Annotated in this window: 14 protein-coding genes; 11 read left to right on the top strand and 3 right to left on the bottom strand. The window is 71.0% G+C overall.

All coding sequences use genetic code 11. The features are described 5' to 3' along the window. Positions 1 to 2: 2 nt before the first annotated feature. The 9 genes from ACIHCL_RS25295 to ACIHCL_RS25255 all read left to right on the top strand — a co-directional run bounded on the left by ACIHCL_RS25295 (position 3) and on the right by ACIHCL_RS25255 (position 11,338). Positions 3 to 1,277: a sulfate adenylyltransferase subunit 1 gene (locus tag ACIHCL_RS25295; protein WP_399865035.1), complete on the top strand. Its 1,275-nt coding sequence runs from the start codon at positions 3 to 5 to the stop codon at positions 1,275 to 1,277. Continuing rightward, the gene (locus ACIHCL_RS25290; protein WP_399865033.1) at positions 1,274 to 2,062 is read left to right on the top strand and encodes an ABC transporter ATP-binding protein; all 789 of its coding nucleotides are present in this window, start codon (positions 1,274 to 1,276) and stop codon (positions 2,060 to 2,062) included. Before ACIHCL_RS25295 ends, ACIHCL_RS25290 begins: the two co-directional genes overlap by 4 nt. Beyond that, the gene (locus tag ACIHCL_RS25285) at positions 2,046 to 2,933 is read left to right on the top strand and encodes an ABC transporter permease (protein WP_399865032.1); all 888 of its coding nucleotides are present in this window, start codon (positions 2,046 to 2,048) and stop codon (positions 2,931 to 2,933) included. Before ACIHCL_RS25290 ends, ACIHCL_RS25285 begins: the two co-directional genes overlap by 17 nt. Positions 2,934 to 3,163: 230 nt before the next feature. After that, positions 3,164 to 4,324, top strand: coding sequence for a cupin domain-containing protein (locus ACIHCL_RS25280; RefSeq protein WP_399865158.1), 1,161 nt, complete (start codon positions 3,164 to 3,166; stop codon positions 4,322 to 4,324). A gap of 2 nt (positions 4,325 to 4,326) precedes the next feature. After that, complete coding sequence (locus tag ACIHCL_RS25275; RefSeq protein WP_399865030.1) at positions 4,327 to 5,154, top strand: fumarylacetoacetate hydrolase family protein; 828 nt, start codon at positions 4,327 to 4,329, stop codon at positions 5,152 to 5,154. Further along, entirely contained in the window at positions 5,151 to 5,786 is a 636-nt protein-coding gene (locus ACIHCL_RS25270) for a maleylpyruvate isomerase family mycothiol-dependent enzyme (RefSeq protein ID WP_399865029.1), read from the top strand. Before ACIHCL_RS25275 ends, ACIHCL_RS25270 begins: the two co-directional genes overlap by 4 nt. 12 nt (positions 5,787 to 5,798) lie before the next feature. Further along, positions 5,799 to 7,085 (top strand): FAD-dependent oxidoreductase, encoded by a 1,287-nt coding sequence (locus ACIHCL_RS25265; protein ID WP_399865028.1) that lies wholly within the window; start codon positions 5,799 to 5,801, stop codon positions 7,083 to 7,085. A gap of 736 nt (positions 7,086 to 7,821) precedes the next feature. Further along, a complete protein-coding gene (locus tag ACIHCL_RS25260) occupies positions 7,822 to 8,700 on the top strand; it encodes a methylenetetrahydrofolate reductase (RefSeq protein WP_399865027.1) in 879 nt (292 codons plus the stop codon). Between the two features lie 1,111 nt (positions 8,701 to 9,811). After that, positions 9,812 to 11,338 carry a hypothetical protein gene (locus ACIHCL_RS25255; protein WP_399865025.1) on the top strand — a complete coding sequence of 509 codons (1,527 nt, stop codon included), beginning with the start codon at positions 9,812 to 9,814 and terminating at the stop codon, positions 11,336 to 11,338. A 228-nt stretch (positions 11,339 to 11,566) separates the two neighbouring features. Here the strand turns inward: ACIHCL_RS25255 and ACIHCL_RS25250 are convergent, their stop codons facing one another. Further along, positions 11,567 to 13,165 (bottom strand): MFS transporter, encoded by a 1,599-nt coding sequence (locus tag ACIHCL_RS25250; RefSeq protein ID WP_399865024.1) that lies wholly within the window; start codon positions 13,163 to 13,165, stop codon positions 11,567 to 11,569. A gap of 206 nt (positions 13,166 to 13,371) precedes the next feature. Here ACIHCL_RS25250 and ACIHCL_RS25245 point away from each other — a divergent pair, with 206 nt between their 5' ends. Further along, on the top strand, positions 13,372 to 14,205 hold the full coding sequence (locus ACIHCL_RS25245; RefSeq protein WP_399865023.1) for a TetR/AcrR family transcriptional regulator: 834 nt from the start codon (positions 13,372 to 13,374) through the stop codon (positions 14,203 to 14,205). 919 nt (positions 14,206 to 15,124) lie between these two features. Here ACIHCL_RS25245 and ACIHCL_RS25240 read toward each other — a convergent pair. Both ACIHCL_RS25240 and ACIHCL_RS25235 read right to left on the bottom strand, forming a co-directional pair. Then, positions 15,125 to 15,808: an NAD(P)H-binding protein gene (locus tag ACIHCL_RS25240; protein WP_399865022.1), complete on the bottom strand. Its 684-nt coding sequence runs from the start codon at positions 15,806 to 15,808 to the stop codon at positions 15,125 to 15,127. 310 nt (positions 15,809 to 16,118) lie between these two features. After that, on the bottom strand, positions 16,119 to 16,739 hold the full coding sequence (locus tag ACIHCL_RS25235; RefSeq protein WP_399865021.1) for a TetR/AcrR family transcriptional regulator: 621 nt from the start codon (positions 16,737 to 16,739) through the stop codon (positions 16,119 to 16,121). A 48-nt stretch (positions 16,740 to 16,787) separates the two neighbouring features. Between ACIHCL_RS25235 and ACIHCL_RS25230 the strand changes: the two genes are divergently transcribed. Then, positions 16,788 to 17,339: a GNAT family N-acetyltransferase gene (locus tag ACIHCL_RS25230; protein WP_399865157.1), complete on the top strand. Its 552-nt coding sequence runs from the start codon at positions 16,788 to 16,790 to the stop codon at positions 17,337 to 17,339. The last annotated feature ends 46 nt before the right edge of the window (positions 17,340 to 17,385 follow it).

Here is a 17,385-nt window from a genome sequence, read left to right as displayed (position 1 = left end):
CCATGACCACCACCACCGTGTCCGGGCCGACCACGCTCCTGCGGTTCGCCACCGCCGGCTCCGTCGACGACGGCAAATCCACCCTGGTGGGCCGCCTGCTGCACGACTCCAAGTCGGTCCTCGCCGATCAGATCGAGGCCGTCGAGCGGGCTTCCGCCGCCCGCGGCGCCGCCGGACCGGACCTGGCGCTGCTCACCGACGGCCTGCGCGCAGAACGGGAACAGGGCATCACCATCGACGTGGCCCACCGCTACTTCGCGACGCCGCGCCGCCGGTTCGTCCTGGCCGACACCCCGGGCCATGTGCAGTACACCCGCAACATGGTCACCGGCGCCTCCACCGCCGACCTGACGGTGATCCTGGTCGACGCCCGCAACGGGATCGTCGAGCAGACCCGCCGACATGCCGCGATCGCCGCCCTGCTGCGGGTCCCGCACGTGGTCCTCGTCGTCAACAAGATGGACCTCGTCGGCCACCGGGAGGCCGTGTTCGCCGCGACGGCCGAGGCGTTCACCGCCTACGCCACCAGGCTGGGCATCCCCCGGGTGACCGCCGTCCCCGCCTGCGCGCTCGCCGGGGACAACGTCGTGGAACCCTCGGCACGGATGGACTGGTACGAGGGCCCCACCCTGCTGGAACACCTGGAGACCGTCCCGGTGGGCCAGGGCGCCCCGGCCGGCTTCCCGGCGCGGCTGCCCGTCCAGTACGTGATTCGCCCGCAGACCCCCGAGCACCCCGACTACCGCGGCTACGCCGGGCAGATCGCCACCGGCACCTTCCGTGTCGGCGAGGAGGTCACCGTGCTGCCCTCCGGGCGTACCACCCGCATCTCCGGCATCGACCTGCTGGGCGTTCCGGTGGAGACGGCGACCGCCCCGCAGTCGGTGACCCTGCTCCTCAAGGACGACCTCGACATCTCCCGCGGTGACCTGATCGCCCCCAGCGCCGCCGTTCCCACCCTCACCCAGGACGTGGACGCCACCGTCTGCCACCTCGCCGACCGGCCGGTGACCGTCGGGCAGCGCGTGCTCCTCAGGCACGGCACCCGCACCGTGAAGGCGATCGTGAAGGAGATCCCCTCCCGGCTCACCCTCGACACCCTTGCCTGGCACCCGGAGCCCGGTCGGTTGACCGCCAACGACATCGGGCGGGTGGTGCTGCGCACCGCCGAACCACTTCCGCTGGACGCGTACCGGGACTCCCGGGCCACCGGGGCCTTCCTGCTGATCGACCCCATCGACGGCACCACCCTCAGCGCCGGCATGGCAGGGACATGAGGCCTCCGCAGCCCGGCCTGCTGCCCGCACCCGGGATCGCCGTCCGCCTCGACCATGTGTCGAAACGTTTCGGCTCCGCCGGGCCGGTCGCCGCGCCGGTCCTCGACGACGTCCACCTGGAGGTGGCTGCGGGGGAGTTCCTGTGCCTCCTGGGCGCTTCGGGAAGCGGCAAGTCCACGCTGCTCAATCTGGTCGCGGGCCTGGACCGGCCCACCACGGGAACCATCCACCGGACATCCGGCCGGCCGGCCCTGATGTTCCAGGACCATGCTCTCTTTCCCTGGCTGTCGGTGGGCCGCAACATCGAAACGGCGCTGCGCCTGGCGGGGGTGGCCCGGACGGAGCGCCGGGAACGGGCCCTCGACCTGCTGCGCCTGGTGAGGCTGCCGGACGGGTACGACCTGCGGGTGCACCAGCTGTCCGGCGGGATGCGGCAACGGGTCGCCCTGGCCCGGGCGCTGGCGCAGGGCAGCAAGGTGCTGCTGATGGACGAGCCGTTCGCCGCGCTGGACGCCATCAACCGGAACCTCCTGCACGACGAACTGCTGCGGGTCTGGAAGGAGCGGGAACTGACCGTCGTGTTCGTCACCCATGACGTGGTGGAGGCGGTCCGGCTCGGTGACCGGGTCGTACTGCTCGGGTCCCGACCGGGCCGGGTCGCCGCCACCTGGGACGTGGGCCTCGCACGCCCCCGTCGGCCCGAGGACCCCGGTGTCACCCGTCTGTCCCGTGAGATCACCGGCCGACTGCACGAGGAGATCATCCGCCATGCCGCGTGCCGCTGACGCGCTGCCCGCCTCCTGCTCGGGCCCTGTGCCCCTGGCGGGCACCGCCGGGGTGACGGCGGGGCTGGACACCCTGGAGCGAACACCCCCGTCCCCGCACCGGCCGCATCCGCTGCGGAGCTGTCTCCCGATCCTGAGCACGCTGGCCCTCGTGCTGATCGTCTGGCAGCTCGCACACGCACTGGGCTGGTTCCCCCGGCTGCCGTCCCCCGCCGACGTGGGCGACCGACTGGCCAGGGCATGGACCGACGCCGTGCTGCCGGCGTCGGCGGGCTACAGCGCGGCCCGCTGCCTGGCCGGTTTCATGGTCTCGGCCGCCCTCGGGATCCCACTGGGACTGCTGCTCGCCCGGGTCCGGACGGTCCGCACCCTGTGCGGTCCGGCCCTGTCCTCCGTGCAGTCGCTCCCCGCCGCCGCCCTGGTGCCCATGGTGGTCATCCCGATGGGGGAGTCGGAGGCCGCCGTGTACGCGGTGCTGCTGCTCGGCGCCGTGCCCTCGGTGGCCGTCGGGGTGCTGCACGCCGTGGACCAGGTGCCGCGGCAACTGCTGCGGGCGGGGCGGTCCATGGGCGCCACGGGTCCGACCGGAGCCGTCCTCGTCGTGCTCCCCGCCGCGCTGCCCGGCCTGCTCGCCGCCCTGCGCCAGGGCTGGACCTTCGGCTGGCGGGCCCTGATGACGGCCGAACTGATCACCCGGACCCCGCTGCCCGGGATCGGACGGATGCTCCAGGCCGGAAAGGAAAGCGGCGACCTGGCCGCGGTGGTGGCCGCGGTACTGATCGTGCTCACCATCGGCGTCCTGATCGAGGCGGTGATCTTCGCACCCCTGGAACGCCGCATACGCCGAAACAGGGGCATGACCACCGGCTGAGCGCACCCAGGCGCGGGTGGGGTACCCGCCCGTGCGGTCCGAAGAGACCACGCACCACACGCGTGCCCACATCACAGACGGAGAAGAGCCGGCCGACCCGGTCCGGCCGGACGTCGGCGACCGCATCCGCCCCTGCCGGACCGCGGCCCGCGCGTCGCTCCGCCCCATCTCCGATTCCGCTCTCCAGAATCTAGATGTTCTTCTGGAGGGAACAGGGCATGCTGTCGCCTGTGACTCAGTCCTCCATTGCCCCAGACACCGCTACGGGTTCCCCGGTCCGGCTCCAGGCCGTCTCCGCCCAGGGGCAACCCGAGGTCACCCCGGCACTCGAAGAGCTGTACCGGGGCTTCGAGCAGGAACTGCTCGTTCCGCTGTGGACCGAGATCGGCGACCTGATGCCGGCCCACCCCCGCTCGCGCGCCGTGCCCCACCTGTGGCGCTGGGAACGGCTGCGGGAGCTGGCGGCCCGGGCCGGCGGCCTGGTTCCCGTCGGCCGCGGCGGTGAGCGCCGGGCCATCGCGCTGGCCAACCCCTCCCTCGGCGGAAGGCCCTTCGCCAGCCCCACGCTGTGGGCGGCCATCCAGTACCTGATGCCCGGCGAGGACGCCCCGGAGCACCGGCACACCCAGCACGCCTTCCGCTTCGTCGTCGAGGGCGAGGGCGTGTGGACGGTCGTCGGACGCGACCCGGTGGCCATGAAGCGCGGTGACTTCCTCCCCCAGGCGGGTTGGAACTGGCACGCCCACCACAACGCCACCAGCCGGCCGATGGCCTGGATCGACGGCCTCGACATCCCGTTCCAGTACGCCACCGAGACACAGTTCTTCGAGTTCGGCCGGGACGAGATCAGCGACGCCGAGCGGATCACCCCCGAGCGTTCGCGTTCCGAGCGCCTGTGGGGCCACCCGGGCCTGCGCCCGCTGTCGTCCGTCCCGGCCACACCGGGCAGCCCACTGCTCTCCTACAAGTGGGAGCACACCAACGCCGCCCTCAACGACCAGCTCCTGGTGGAGAAGGAGGGCTTCGGCGGCACCGTCGAACCAGGCCACGCCGCGGTGCGCTACTCCAACCCGCACGACGGCTCCGACGTCCTGCCGACCATCCGCGCCGAGTTCCACCGCATCGTCCGCGGTACCGAGACGGCACCCGTGCGCGAGACCGGTTCGTCGGTCTACCAGGTCTTCGACGGCTCCGGCGTGGTGACCGTCGGCGACAGGTCCTGGACGGTCAGTCGCGGCGACCTGTTCGTCGTCCCGTCCTGGGCGCCGTTCTCCGCCAAGTCCGAGGCCGGTGCGACCGACTCCGACGAGGGCGCCCTCGACCTGTTCCGCTTCTCCGACACGCCCGTCTTCGAAGCGCTCAAGCTCAACCGCACCCGGAAGGACGCCTGAACATGAAGCTCGCCACCATCCGCACCGCCGACGGGACCCGGGCGGTCCGCCTCGACGGCGAGGTCCTCGTCGACCTGGGATACACCGACCTGGGCGCGCTGTTCGCCGAGGCCGACTGGCAGTCCAGGGCTGCCGCCGCCTCCGGCACCACCTACCCGGCCGAGGGCGCGGACTTCGCACCGGTCGTCCCCAACCCGTCCAAGGTCGTCTGCGTCGGCCACAACTACACCAACCACATCAAGGAGATGGGTCGGGAGCTGCCGGACTACCCGACCCTCTTCCCGAAGTTCGCCGATACCCTGCTGGGCGCCAACGACGACATCGTCAAGCCGGCCGAGACCGACGCGCTCGACTGGGAGGTCGAGCTGGCCATCGTGATCGGCGAGGAGGTGCGCCGCGCCGACGAGCAGCAGGCCGCCGACGCCATCGCCGGCTTCACCGTCATGAACGACATCTCGGCGCGCGACTGGCAGTTCCGCACCATCGAGTGGACCCAGGGCAAGATCTGGGAGGCGACCACGCCGGTCGGCCCCTACGTCGTCACCCCCGACGAGGTCGGCGGCGTCCGCCCCGCACTCCAGGTCAAGACGGCCGTCGAGGGCCAGGTCATGCAGCAGGACGACACCGGCACCCTGCTCTTCGACCCGGTCTTCCTCGTCCAATACATCTCCACCGTCATCACCCTGCGCCCCGGCGACATCATCGCCACCGGCACCCCGGCCGGCGTCGGCAACGCCCGCGACCCCAAGGTCTTCCTGCTCCCCGGCCAGACCGTGGTCACCGAGATCGCCGGCCTCGGCGCCTGCACCAACAAGGTGGTCGAGGCATGACGGGCGGCACGCGGACGTTCGCCGACGCGCGCGAGTGGGTCCGCACGGGCACCACGCTGCTGCTCGACGCCGTCGCGGGCCTCGACGAGGCCGGCTTCGGCGCCCCCAGCGCCCTGCCGGAGTGGACCCGCAAGCACCTGGCGGCGCACGTCGCCGCCAACGCCGATGCCCTGTGCAACCTGGTGCACTGGGCGGCCACCGGCGAAGAGACGCCGATGTACGCCTCCCCGCAGGAGCGCTCCGCCGGCATCGCCAGGGGCATGGCCCTGCCGGCCGAGGAACTCCGCTCCTGGGTGACCGCCTCCGCGCGGGCGCTCGACGAGGGGCTGGACCGGCTCACCGACGAGCAGTGGCAGCACGAGGTCGTCACCGCCCAGGGCCGCACCGTCCCCGCCACGGAGCTCCCGTGGATGCGCGCCCGCGAGGTATGCGTCCACGCCGTCGACCTCGGCACCGGTGCCGTCACCTTCGCCGACCTCCCGACCGGTTTCCTGACCGCCCTGGTCGACGAGATCGGCACCAGGCGCGGTCTGACCGAGCTCCCCGACGGCCCGTTGCCCGAGGTCGCCGCCTGGCTGGCCGGCCGCCCCCACTCGCTCGCCGACGCCCCCACGCTCGGCCCCTGGCTCTGAGAAGTGAGTCCCATGTCCCACCCTGATGTGATCGTCGTCGGCGGCGGCCTCGGCGGCCTCGGCGCGGCCATCTCGCTGACCCGCCAAGGCCTCGCCGTCCGCCTGCTGGAGAGCGCCCCCGCCTTCGGCGAGGTCGGCGCCGGCATCCAACTCGCCCCCAACTGCACCCGCATCCTCGACGACTACGGCCTCCTCCAGGAGGCCAAGAGCCTCGGCGTCGTCCCGGACGCGATGGTCATGCGCGACGCCGTCGACGGCGACGAGCTGACCCGCCTCGACCTGCGCGACCTGGAAAGACGCTACGGCTACCCGTACCTGGTCATCCACCGCAGCGACCTGCACGGCCTGCTCCTGCGCGCCTGCGAACGCGCCGGTGTCGAGCTGGTCAACGACGCGCACGTGACGTCGTACGAGAACACCGACGACGGCGCCCGCGTGACCCTCGCCTCCGGCGAGACCCACGAGGCCGGCGTCGTGATCGCGGCCGACGGCCTGCACTCCCCGGCCCGCGAGCTGCTCGTCGACGACGAGCCCGTCTCCTCGGCGTACGTCGCCTACCGCGGCACTGTCCCCGCCGAGCTGCCGCGGGTGCAGTCCGTCGACCTCGGCGAGGTCGTGGTGTACGTCGGCCCCGGCTGCCACTTCGTCCACTACGGCCTGCGCGGCGGCGAACTGCTCAACCAGGTCGCGGTCTTCGAGTCGCCCAAGGCGCTGGCCGGGCAGGAAGACTGGGGCACGCCGGACGAGCTCGACGCAGCCTTCGCCCGGACCTGCGACTTCGTCCAGGACGGCCTGCCGTTCATGTGGCGGGACAAGTGGTGGCGGATGTTCGACCGTGACCCGATCATGAACTGGGTCCACGGCCGGATCGCGCTGCTCGGCGACTCCGCGCACCCGCCGCTGCAGTACATCGCGCAGGGCGCGATCATGGCCATCGAGGACGGCTGGGTGCTGGGCGAGCACGTCGCCCGCAATCGTGCCGAGGACGGCACCATCGACTGGGACGCCGCCCTCGCCGCCTACGAGGCCGTCCGCCCGGAGCACTGCCGCCGCGTGGTGACCACGTCCCGCACGTGGGGCGAGCTGTGGCACCTCGACGGTGTCGCCCGCGAACAGCGCAATGTGCTGCTGCGCGCCCGCGACACCTACGACTACTCGTTCGTGGACTGGCTGTACGGACCGACCGCACTGACGCCGGACGAGGAGCCCTCCATGTTCACGCCGATCCCGCTGTCCTCGGCGGCTGTCGAGGACTCGGGAGGAAAGACGCCGACGACGGTGGGAAGCGCCACCGTGTGAGCGGCGCCTTCCGCAACCCTGCGGCCCGCACCTGTTCGGCCGGTTCCACGGAGCCCTGGCCGGGGTGCGGGCCGCTGGTCTCGCCGCCGACGCGCTGACCGGGGCCGCCTGCGTCAGCCTCGTCCGCACCGGCCACGGAATCTTCGCTCCCGGCCCGGACGGGGGCCGCGTCCTGGAAACGCACGGCGGTGCGGTCGCGCAGCCGCGGGTACGACGGCCTCCCCCGAGCACGGCTCCACGGCACGGGGCCGCGTCGGCATCACGGGCGCGCCGCCGTGTCGAACAGCAGCGCCCGAAGCCGTGCGATGACGTACTCATCGGTCGACCGAGGGTTCCGGACCAGCCCCGACCCCGAGCCCGGGAAGCCGTGTGGAGGGCGACGCCGGCCTGGTCGGCACGACGACGCAGACCGCGTCGATCGACCCCGTCGCCCCCGTCCTCGCGCAGCCCCGCATCGCCACTGCCGCCCCCGTCCTCGCGTAGCCCCTCGTCGAAGCCGCGCACGCCGAGCCCGGACCCCGGTCACCGGTCCACCGCGGACTACGGGACAGCCCTTAGGCTTCTCCCGCATCCGCGCCACCATCCGGTCCTGCCCCTTCGACCAGCACGCCCGGACCCGGCAGCGACGGGAGGGGAACGCCGGGGCGGCCCGGAGGCACCACCGGCCGCCGCACCCGCGAACCCGCGGGCGCCCGGCCGGGCCCCGCGTGCGTGTCCCCGTCCGACTTGGAGCACCATGAATCACGGCAGCACGGCACCCCGTGCGATCAGGACCTCACTGCTGGACGACTTCTCGCTGGAAATGACCGGCAAGGACATTGCCGCGCTGGAAGAAGCACGCCTCGGCATCCCCCCGGGGACCCGCGTCAATGTCACTTTCCTCGGCAACGAGAGCCTGACGATGCGGTTGGACGCGGCACGCGCGGTCAAGCGTCTCGGCTTCGTCCCCGTCCCGCACGTCTCGGCCCGGCGCCTGGGCTCGCAGGCCGACCTCGAACATTTCCTCAGCGGACTTCGTGCCGACGGTGCCGGCGACAACGTCTTCGTCGTCGGCGGTGACCCCGCCCGGGCCGAAGGCCCCTTCGAGGATTCTCTCGCCGTCATCGAGACCGGAAAGCTACAGGAGTACGGCGTGAGCCACATCGGCATCGCCGGGTACCCCGAGGGCCATCCGGACATCGACGACGCAGCCCTGTGGACCGCACTCCAGGAGAAGTGCGCCGCTCTCCTCGCCAACGGCATGAGCGGCAGCATCATCACACAGTTCGGCTTCGACACCGACCCCGTCCTGCGCTGGATCGAGGAGGTGCGGCAGCGCGGCATCGCCCTGCCCATCCGTATCGGTGTACCGGGCCCCGCCGGCATACGCCGCCTGCTCTCCTATGCCGCCCGGTTCGGCGTCGGCACCAGCGCGTCGATCGCCAGGAAGTACGGCCTGTCGCTGACGAATCTGATGGGTACCGCCGGGCCCGACCGGTTCCTGCGGGACTTGTCCCTCGCCTACGCCCCCGCCCGGCACGGCGACATAAAGGTTCACTTCTACACCTTCGGCGGTCTCAAGGCGACCTCCGAATGGATCGGCAGATTCAGGACTGGCTGTATTCACGAGTCGTGACGGCGGTTGTACACGGATCTGGGAGGCGCCCGGATCCACGGTCGGGTGATGTTCACGAGTTTTGGTTCTGGCTCACTTGCCGTGGAGTAATTACGGAGATTCAGATCAGTGAAGCCATGCGGTGGCGGTTCGGATGGGCACGAAGTCGAGCGCCTGGCACCGAGCGCGCACGCACGGGTCTGCCGCTCAACTGCCGCAACTGACCGGGGGCCGGCCGACGGCCCGCATGCGCTATAGTTGATCTAGAAAGTTCGCCGCAACTCGCGGTGGCTGACACTGCGTTGGTGGTCCAAGGAAAGACGCCCTGCTTCCTGCGGGGAAATGCAGGTGCAAGGCCTGCCCAGCGCTCGCTCACGAGGCCCTTCCCCCGTCCGGGGGAAGGGCCTCGTCATGTTCCCCGCGCGTCTTGAACAACCTTCGCACGGTCCTCATCCACGCAGACCTCTGTGCTCGTGACTGGCTCAGGACTGGTCCGCTCCTGCGGGCGGGCCGGACGGCGACTGGTCGGGCCGCGCGATGGCCGCGGTGTTCTGCGGTGGTTCGAGTACAAGGCGAGGCATGGGGCTGAGGCATCGCACTCCTTGCGGGGGCCACGCGGCCGTGCGGGTGTGGTGCGAAGTCAGCGTGCGTCGGCCGGGCTCGGGACGGGCTCGTTTTGGGCGGGGCAGCTTCGACGTACCGGTCACCAAGGCGACCCTCAGCCGCCACTTCGCGGTACTGCGCGAGGCCGGGCTCCTGGAACAGCGCGACGCAGGGCCCAAGCGGCGCGGTGAGGGGCGCTGAACTGCCCCGGCGGCGGCCGGTCACGACCCCCTGATGCCCCAGTCGTAGTCGGGACTCGATCCCGGATTCGGACACCCGGGACGCGTGGATCCCGAGTCCAGGAGAACGGATGCCCCGTGGTCATGAAGGGCGATCCGACGGAGTTCGAGGCGGGTGCGGCCGTGGGGTCCGAGTCGCGGCCGGAAGCGACGATCCGGTCGGTTGCCGCTGCTCGGAGAACTCTCCGGAAACCACGCAAAGGCCGTGAACAACGCGATGCGTAGCAGGACTTGCTTGTGATCGGGAAGCCCAGCCGGAATCATCGTCGTTGATGAGTACGGTGCAGTACATGCAAACCAGCGGGGCAGGACAGGCACAGCGAGGGCACGTACTCCTCATCGCGGGCGACACCGCCATACGACGGCGCGCCGTCCAGGTCGAGCCGAGCGCCAATCTCGCGGCCCTGTCGATGGTGCCCGTGTCCGCGCTGCTCGCCAGCAACGTGCCCGCCGACACCACCTATCTCGACGGCGTCAAGGACCAGCAGGCCCTGCTGATGAAGCTGCGCACCGCCGCGGCCACCCCGGGCCCGCTGCTCGTCTACCTCTCCGGCCGCCTCACCCTCGCCCGCCGCGACCACCAGCTCTACCTCGCGTTGGCGCACACCACGGCATCCACCATCCGCTACACCGCGCTGCCCTGGGAATGGCTGGGGACCGAGCTGCGCCACCGTCCCGCAGGGCTGACGACCGTGCTGGTCGACCTCGCCGCGGACAAGCACGCCTGGCCCCACCTGCAGGAGCCCGGCGCGCTCGCCACACCCCCAGCAGCCGAGGTGTACGGGGTAATCGCCCCTCCCGGCTACGCCGGCAGCAACGGCGTGAGCACCTACACACGAGGGTTCGTCGAGCAGCTGCGCCTCACCCCCGACCGGCCCACGAACGCCTGGCTGCACGCACTGACCGTGGGCTCCGTGGCGCTCCCGCCCGGCGCCCTGGTCCTCCCGCACACCCCGGAGATCAGCGCCCCGCAGACCGAGCCCGGGCATCCGAGGACGCACCCGCCGCTCCTCGCGGACGACCAGCGGCAAATGGACCCGAGCGAGGTGACGCCCGGCACCGACCGGCGCCCGGACCCGCCCGCGCACGTGTCCCCGTTCCTGTTCCGGACTTCGCCGCCGCAGCCCGCTGCGCCCGGCCCGGCCCCGGCGCCGCAGTCGCCCCTGCCCCAGCACGCCCCGCCTTTCGTCCTCGCCCAGCCGGCCGCGCCCGCGCCGCCGGAACCCCGGCCCGCGAACGACGACGTGGACCACCGCCGGCAGCGCGCGGAACCCGCCGCCGACCCGGTACAGGGGCCGGGTCCGGGCCGCGCGGCGGCCCGGACTCCCGTACCGCAACCGCCGGTTCCGGTGATCCGGCAGTCGGCCGCGCGGCCCCAGAACGCTGCGCCCGACCCCCAGACCGACCCGCGTCCGTACATCCATGCGCTGGCCGAGCAGCACCGGTACTCCGAGGCGACGCAACTGGCCCAGCTGTGGGAGCAGCACGCCCTGACCACCTACGGCGTCACCTCCGCCCAGGCCACCCAGTGGACCGAGATCCGTGCGGATCTCGCGAAGATGCAGGGCAATTGGGTGCTGGCGACCCAACTGTGGATCGCAGCGGGCCGGACCCGCCTTGCCCACCAGTCGCCCGACGCCCCGCAGGTCATGGCCGCAGTGAAGAGCGCCCACTACTGCTGGACGCAGATCAGCGACCCGCGGCAGGCCCGCGAGTGCGGTCCCGAGCTGATCAGCCTGCTGCGCAGCCTGCCGATGCTCGACCACCGACACCTGTCCGTGGCCAGGCAGCGCCTGGAGTTCCTGCACAACAACTGACACCCGACCACGGGATTCACGGTGCCCACGCGGCCCACGCCGTTCGACGGCAGCGACCGGGGCCTGCCCGCCGCCCCGTACCGGGCGGACACCGCCGCGCCCCTGGCTGCCGGGGCCCGGCTGTCAGGAACATCGGCTCCACACGAGCGAGCACCCGGAGCCGGTCGCTTTCGTCCCGCAGCCGGCACCAGTCCCGCGGATCCAGCCGGTACGGTCCACGAGCATTGCTCAGGACGAGGTTGCTCGGGAGTGCAGGTCTCCCGCCCGGTCCTCGTCATGGTGCTCCGCTGCGGACTGGGGGGCTTCGGGCCCGGTCCGGGGGTGCGCGGTGCGAAGCAGGGTGGCGATGAGGATTGCCGCGCCCGTCATCAGGACGGCGCTGACCATCGAGGCGATCCTGGCCTCCCGGGCGAAGGCGTCGAAGGCGGCGTTCCGCAAGGACTCGGCGGTGCCCCTCGGGAGGGCGGCGGCGGTCTCGACCGCCCCGCCGAGGGTGCTCTTCGCCGCCTCCAGCTCCTTGGACGTGAGGCCGTCAGGAGCATGGGCCGCCAGTTCCGCACGGTAGACGGTGGTGCCGATGCTGCCCAGGAGCGCGATGCCCAGCGCGCCGCCGAACTCGGCCGAGGTCTCGGCCATGGCGGAGGCCGCCCCGGCCCGCTCCGGTGGTGCGGCGGACAGGATCACCTCGGTGACGACGGCGGAGACGGCACCGATGCCGATCGAGACGACGGTCATGCCGCCGACGAGGTGGACGATTCCCGAATCGGCCTGGAGCAGGCTCAGCATGACGTAGCCGGCGGTCGCCACGAGCAGCCCGGCGGCGATCACGTTGTGTTTACCGATGCGGGGGGCGAGCGCGGTGGCCAGCGCGATACCCAGGGGCATGACGAGGAAGGTGGGCAAGGACCACACCGCCGACTCCAACGGACCCATGCCCAGGACGAGTTGCATGAACTGCCAGTTGAACAGACTGAAACCGACCAGTCCGAACGTCGCCAGCGCGTCGATGAGCAGGGGCACGTTGAACCGGGGCGTGCGGAACAGCTTCATGTCGATCATCGGGTGCGCGGCCCTGTGCTGGCGGTGGAAGAATGCCGCACCCACGGCAAGTCCGGCGGCGCAGCATGTCAGGGAGATCCATCCGAAGCCGTGTTCCGCCATCGTCTTGATGCCGTAGATGATGCTGAGCACGGCCACGAGGGACATGGCGGCGCCGAGCAGGTCGAAACGACCCGGCCTGGGGTCGCGGTATTCGGTGAGCAGCAACGGGCCGAGGATCAGCAGCAGGACCATCACCGGCACGTTGACCAGAAAGACCGAGCCCCACCAGAAGTGTTCCAGGAGCAGACCACCGATGATCGGGCCGAGCACCGCGCCGCCCGCGAAGCCCGCTGTCCAGACGCCGACTGCGGTGGCCCGCTGCGCGGCGTCGTGGAACATGCTCCGGATCAGGGAAAGAGTGGACGGTGCCAGCGTGGCTCCGGCGATGCCCAGGAGCACGCGGGCCGCGATGAGTGTCCCGGGACTGGTCGAGTAGGCCGCCAGGACCGAGGCGGCGCCGAAGGCCGCGGCGCCTGCGAGCAGCACCCGCCGCCTCCCGAAGCGGTCACCGAGTGTGCCCATCGTGATGAGCAGGCCGGCGAGGAGGAACCCGTAGGAGTCCATGATCCACAGTTGCTCGGAACTGCTCGGGCCGAGGTCGGCCGTCAGGGAGGGGAGCGTGATGAACATGACGGACATGTCCATGGACGCCAGCAGGCAGGGCAGCACCAGGACGGCGAGACCGACCCACTCCCCGGTTCCGGCTCTTCTGTCTTGTTCAGTCATGCCCTCTCCCGAGCCGTGCAGATCCGGATGGGCTTGACCACTCCGGAAGCGTACTTTGTACGCAGCGACAGCGTGCAGGGTACGCACGCGTGTGCCAGCGAGGCAATGGCTTTTTGACCTGCTTGTTTAAGTCGAATCACGTGCATCTGTGCTGACGGGCTAGAATTTCGACACACATCTGTGGTGTGATGAAAAGGAGCGTGTTGATGTCCGTGCAGCCGACATGCGCGTCGTGCGGAAGGGCTCTGGAGCCGGCGGATCGGGGGCGGCCAAGGGTCTACTGCTCCCGTGCCTGCCAGGCGAGGGCCTATCGGACACGCAGGGCGGAAACGCCGGCCCGCGTCCCTGAGAGCGACGACGGCGCGCGACATCTCACCGTCGAGCGCATCGTGCGGGCCGGGATCGTCGTCGCGGATACGGAAGGGCTCGACGCGCTGTCGATGCGCCGGGTCGCCATGGAACTCGGCACCGGCACGATGTCCCTGTACCGGCACGTGGCATCCAAGGACGACCTGGTGACCCTGATGGTGGAAGCCGCGATGGCCGATGTGCCGCTGCCCGACTCACCACCGCGGGACTGGCGTCATGGCCTCGAACGCGCCGCATCCCGCGATTGGGATCTGTACCACCGCCACCCGTGGATCCTGCCGAGGGTCATGGTGACGACCCGCGCGTATTTCAGCCCGGCTCTCGCAGCGGACAGCGAAAGCGCCCTCTCTTCGTTCGACGGGCTCGACCTCGACCCCGCCGATGTCTTCCGGTACATGTTCATGTTCGCCTCCTATGTGCAAGGCGTGGCACTGATCCTCGTGAGCGATGTGGAGGCGGAGCGGCAGTCGCAGACGGCCGCGCAACAGGGGTCGAAAGCCTCGGACCACGCACAGAGCCCGCTGTACGAACCCGGGGCGTATCCCCGGCTGGCCCGCGCGATGCGCGCGGGCGCCGACCCCTGGGATCTCGATGCGCTGTTCGCCTCAGGTCTTGCCGGTGTCCTGGACGGCATCGCAGCTGATCTCGCGCGACGGCGCATCGACACCTGAGCCCCCTGTGCCTGGGGCCCGTAGGAAATCGCCACGCCCCGGCGCGTCCGCCACCGGGCATTTCAGCCGCCGTCTGCGGGAGTGGAAAATGGTGACCGTGGCGAGATACGTGAAGTGCGGGACGTGCGGGGAGCGGAAACGGCGGTGGCCTCGTGCCTGCCGCCGGTGCCGGACCGGGCAGGACACGGTGGAGGTGGCCGGTGACGTTGCTGAACTGGCGGTCGAGACCGGTCTGTTCAAGTGGATCGGGCGCGGGGTCATGGGGGCCGTACGGCTCGTCGTCCGCGTTCTCGACTGACGGTGATGACGTTCGTGGTGACGCTCCTGGCAGGTCTGCCCCATCGGCTGACTGACGTCTCGACTGTCCTGTTCGGGAGTGGTCGGCCCGCCGGGCGTCACCGCGCGCGGACGTTTCGTTCCCCTGGCTCGCCAGGCGCTGGACGAGTTGAGGGAGGACATCGCTCAGCGCATCTTCGGCGGGCACTCAGCGGCACGTTCCGCTCCGGTCCTGAAACAACGAGCACCCAGCCCAACCACTGGATTTCCGCATCGCCATCAGCGACGCAGAGGAAGAGGAGAAGGAACGGCGGGTTTCCTCAGCGCTCCCGCGGCAGAGGTTCCGGGGATCCTGGCCGAGGGGCGTGCGGCTCTGGAGCGGCTCGACAGGCGGCCGGGGCTCGGCAACGCCTCGCCGGGAGCCGGGTGCTTCTTCGACCAGCGGCACGGTCCTGCCGTCGTATCCGTGCGGTGGGCTCTGCCGGGTGGTGCCGTACGGACCGTCGAGGTGTGCCGGGCCGATGCGGTGCGGCTCGCCGACGGTGAGCTGCCCGACGGCCGTTGACCCGGCCCTGTTCAAAACGCCCGGACCCGGGCGGGCCTGTCGTTGATTCAGGTCTGTGACCCCCGCGGTGGGGGCCGGTCAGCGGGGAGGCTGCGGGTCTGCCGGGTGGGCGAGGGCCGCGACTGCCTCCTCGATGGGCGTGTGGCCGGAGATGAGTTCCAGTGTCCGGCCCGCGGTGGCGGGGGCGGCGAGCAGGGCCACGAGGACAGCGGCCGCGTCCGCCCGGTCCACTTCGCCGGTACCGGTGGTTTCGGCGAGACGGACAAGACCGGTGCCCGGGCCGTCACGGAACCATGCCGGCCGCAGCACCGTGCAGTCCAAGAAGGGCCGGGACATCAGATGCTCGTCGGCCTCGCCCTTGGCCCTCAGGTACGTCTCGACGAGCGGATCCTTCGGGTAACGAGCACCGCGGTCGGCCCCCATGGACGAGAGCACGACATAGCGCCGAACACCCGTGAGCTGCGCCGCGTCCGCAAGGGTGAGGGCCGCGTCACGATCGACCGGGTTCGCCCGGCCGGGGGCGTCGCCCAGACCCGCGCCGGCCGTGTAGAGCACCGCGTCCGCGCCGACGAGCCGTTCCGCGAACTGCTCCGCCGTGGCCGTGGCCAGGTCCAGGAGGACCGGGTAGGCTCCGGCGGCCCGGACGTCGTCGGCCTGTTCCGGGCGGCGGATGAGCCCGGTGATCCGCCAGCCCCGGGCCGTACCCAGACGGGATGCTGCGAGCGCGACCCGGCCGTGACCGCCGGTGACAACAACATGCACGGTACTGACGGTAGGTGCACGGGCACTGACTGTGCAAGCGTGCGGATGCGGCGGCATGGAGCTGGTACAGCCCGGCCCGCAACGGCTGCAACTCGATCACCGCCTACCTCGCGGTGCTTCCCGCCAAGCAGCTCGAAACGCCCATCGATCAGATCTCCCTCGGACCCCACAGCCATGGGCGGAACAGTACGGCACGGGCCGATCACGTTCCGTAGAACCAGAAATCGGCTGAACTCCCTTACTGGGAACGCCTGTTGAGGTTTCCGTCGGCCGGAGGCCGGGTCAACCCGAACGCCGTTCGGCTCGGTTGTCAGGACGAGACCGCGCGATCGTCACCGGTCGGGGGCGGGGAGGCCAGCGCGGCCAGGTAGTCGTCAAGGAGTTCGGTCTGGCGGTGAGGCGGGAACGCCTCGGGGCTGAACAGGGCCTGCACCACCAGGCCGAGCACGAAGGACTGGGCGCCGGCTGCGATGCGGGCCGGGTCTCCGGTGGGCAGTTCGCCCAGTTCCTGGGCTGCGGCCACCAGGTCGCGCAGCCTGTCGCGGCTTCGGGCGTACTTGCGGGCGTAGTCGTCGCTCAGCTCGGGGCTGGCGAGCGCGGCGTCCCAGGAGGACACCCAGATCCGGTTGCTGACGGTGGCCTCGCCTGTCAGCGGCAGGATGTCCAGCAGGGCGGCCCTCACGGCGGACATGCCCTTCCCGGCGGTACGCCGGGGACGGGAGTCGGTACGCAGTTCGAGCAGGTCGAGGGCGTGTGCGACCAGGTCGCGCTTGGCGGGGAAGTAGTGGGTGAGCAGGCCGGTGGTCGCGCCGAGTTCGGCGGCGACGGCGCGCATGGTCAGCCCGCCGAAGCCATGCGTGGCCAGCACGCGCCAGACCGCCTCGGAGACGTCGCGCCGACGGGCCTCGTGGTCCCCCTTGGTGCGTGCCATGCTGCTACCGTACATACTCATAACGTTTGTTGTGTGAATGGGGTCATCATGTTCGCCCTCCCGCTGCGGGACAACGCCTGTCTCCGTCCGCTCGAGATATGGCACGCCGAGGAGTTCGCCGCCCACATGGACCGGGCCCGCGAACACATCCGGCCGTGGGTCGGGCAGTCGTTCGTCACCGACGATCTCGACGGTGCGCGGGCCACCTTGCGCCGGTACGCCGAGCGACAGGCCGCGGACGGCGCCCGCCTCTACGGCATATGGCTCGACGGCACGCTGGTGGGCGGCGTGATGTTCGTGGACTTCGACGCCGCCTCCGGTTCGTGTGAGATCGGTTGCTGGCTGGAGCCCTCCGCCGAGGGGCACGGCCTGATCACAGAGGCATGCCGCACTCTGCTGGAGTGGGCGTTCACCTCCCGGGGAGTGCACCGCGCCGAGTGGTACTGCCGAGCCGACAACGAGCGCAGCTCCGCTGTGGCCGAGCGGCTCGGCATGACACGCGAGGGGGTGCGGCGCGAGTGCTGGCCGTACGGCGGCACCCGTCACGACGAGGAGCTCTGGGCGATGCTGGCCTCCGAGTGGCGTGCCCATCGCCAGTGATCCGCAACCCCGCCAGGTGAGGCTCGTCCTGAGCTGCCCCGAGTTG

Source organism: Streptomyces sp. NPDC052042 (assembly GCF_044548345.1).
Taxonomy (GTDB): Bacteria; Actinomycetota; Actinomycetes; order Streptomycetales; family Streptomycetaceae; genus Streptomyces.
The sequence above is the reverse complement of the archived record's forward strand: the minus strand, read 5'-3'. Positions and strand labels throughout refer to the sequence as shown.

Coding starts and splice junctions, on each gene's coding strand:
- ACIHCL_RS25270 (WP_399865029.1), top strand. CDS start 5,151: ATGACGGGCGGCACGCGGACGTTCGCCGACGCGCGCGAGTGGGTCCGC.
- ACIHCL_RS25230 (WP_399865157.1), top strand. CDS start 16,788: ATGTTCGCCCTCCCGCTGCGGGACAACGCCTGTCTCCGTCCGCTCGAG.
- ACIHCL_RS25265 (WP_399865028.1), top strand. CDS start 5,799: ATGTCCCACCCTGATGTGATCGTCGTCGGCGGCGGCCTCGGCGGCCTC.
- ACIHCL_RS25295 (WP_399865035.1), top strand. CDS start 3: ATGACCACCACCACCGTGTCCGGGCCGACCACGCTCCTGCGGTTCGCC.
- ACIHCL_RS25285 (WP_399865032.1), top strand. CDS start 2,046: ATGCCGCGTGCCGCTGACGCGCTGCCCGCCTCCTGCTCGGGCCCTGTG.
- ACIHCL_RS25250 (WP_399865024.1), bottom strand. CDS start 13,165: ATGACTGAACAAGACAGAAGAGCCGGAACCGGGGAGTGGGTCGGTCTC.
- ACIHCL_RS25290 (WP_399865033.1), top strand. CDS start 1,274: ATGAGGCCTCCGCAGCCCGGCCTGCTGCCCGCACCCGGGATCGCCGTC.
- ACIHCL_RS25275 (WP_399865030.1), top strand. CDS start 4,327: ATGAAGCTCGCCACCATCCGCACCGCCGACGGGACCCGGGCGGTCCGC.
- ACIHCL_RS25235 (WP_399865021.1), bottom strand. CDS start 16,739: ATGGCACGCACCAAGGGGGACCACGAGGCCCGTCGGCGCGACGTCTCC.
- ACIHCL_RS25260 (WP_399865027.1), top strand. CDS start 7,822: ATGAATCACGGCAGCACGGCACCCCGTGCGATCAGGACCTCACTGCTG.
- ACIHCL_RS25255 (WP_399865025.1), top strand. CDS start 9,812: ATGCAAACCAGCGGGGCAGGACAGGCACAGCGAGGGCACGTACTCCTC.
- ACIHCL_RS25245 (WP_399865023.1), top strand. CDS start 13,372: ATGTCCGTGCAGCCGACATGCGCGTCGTGCGGAAGGGCTCTGGAGCCG.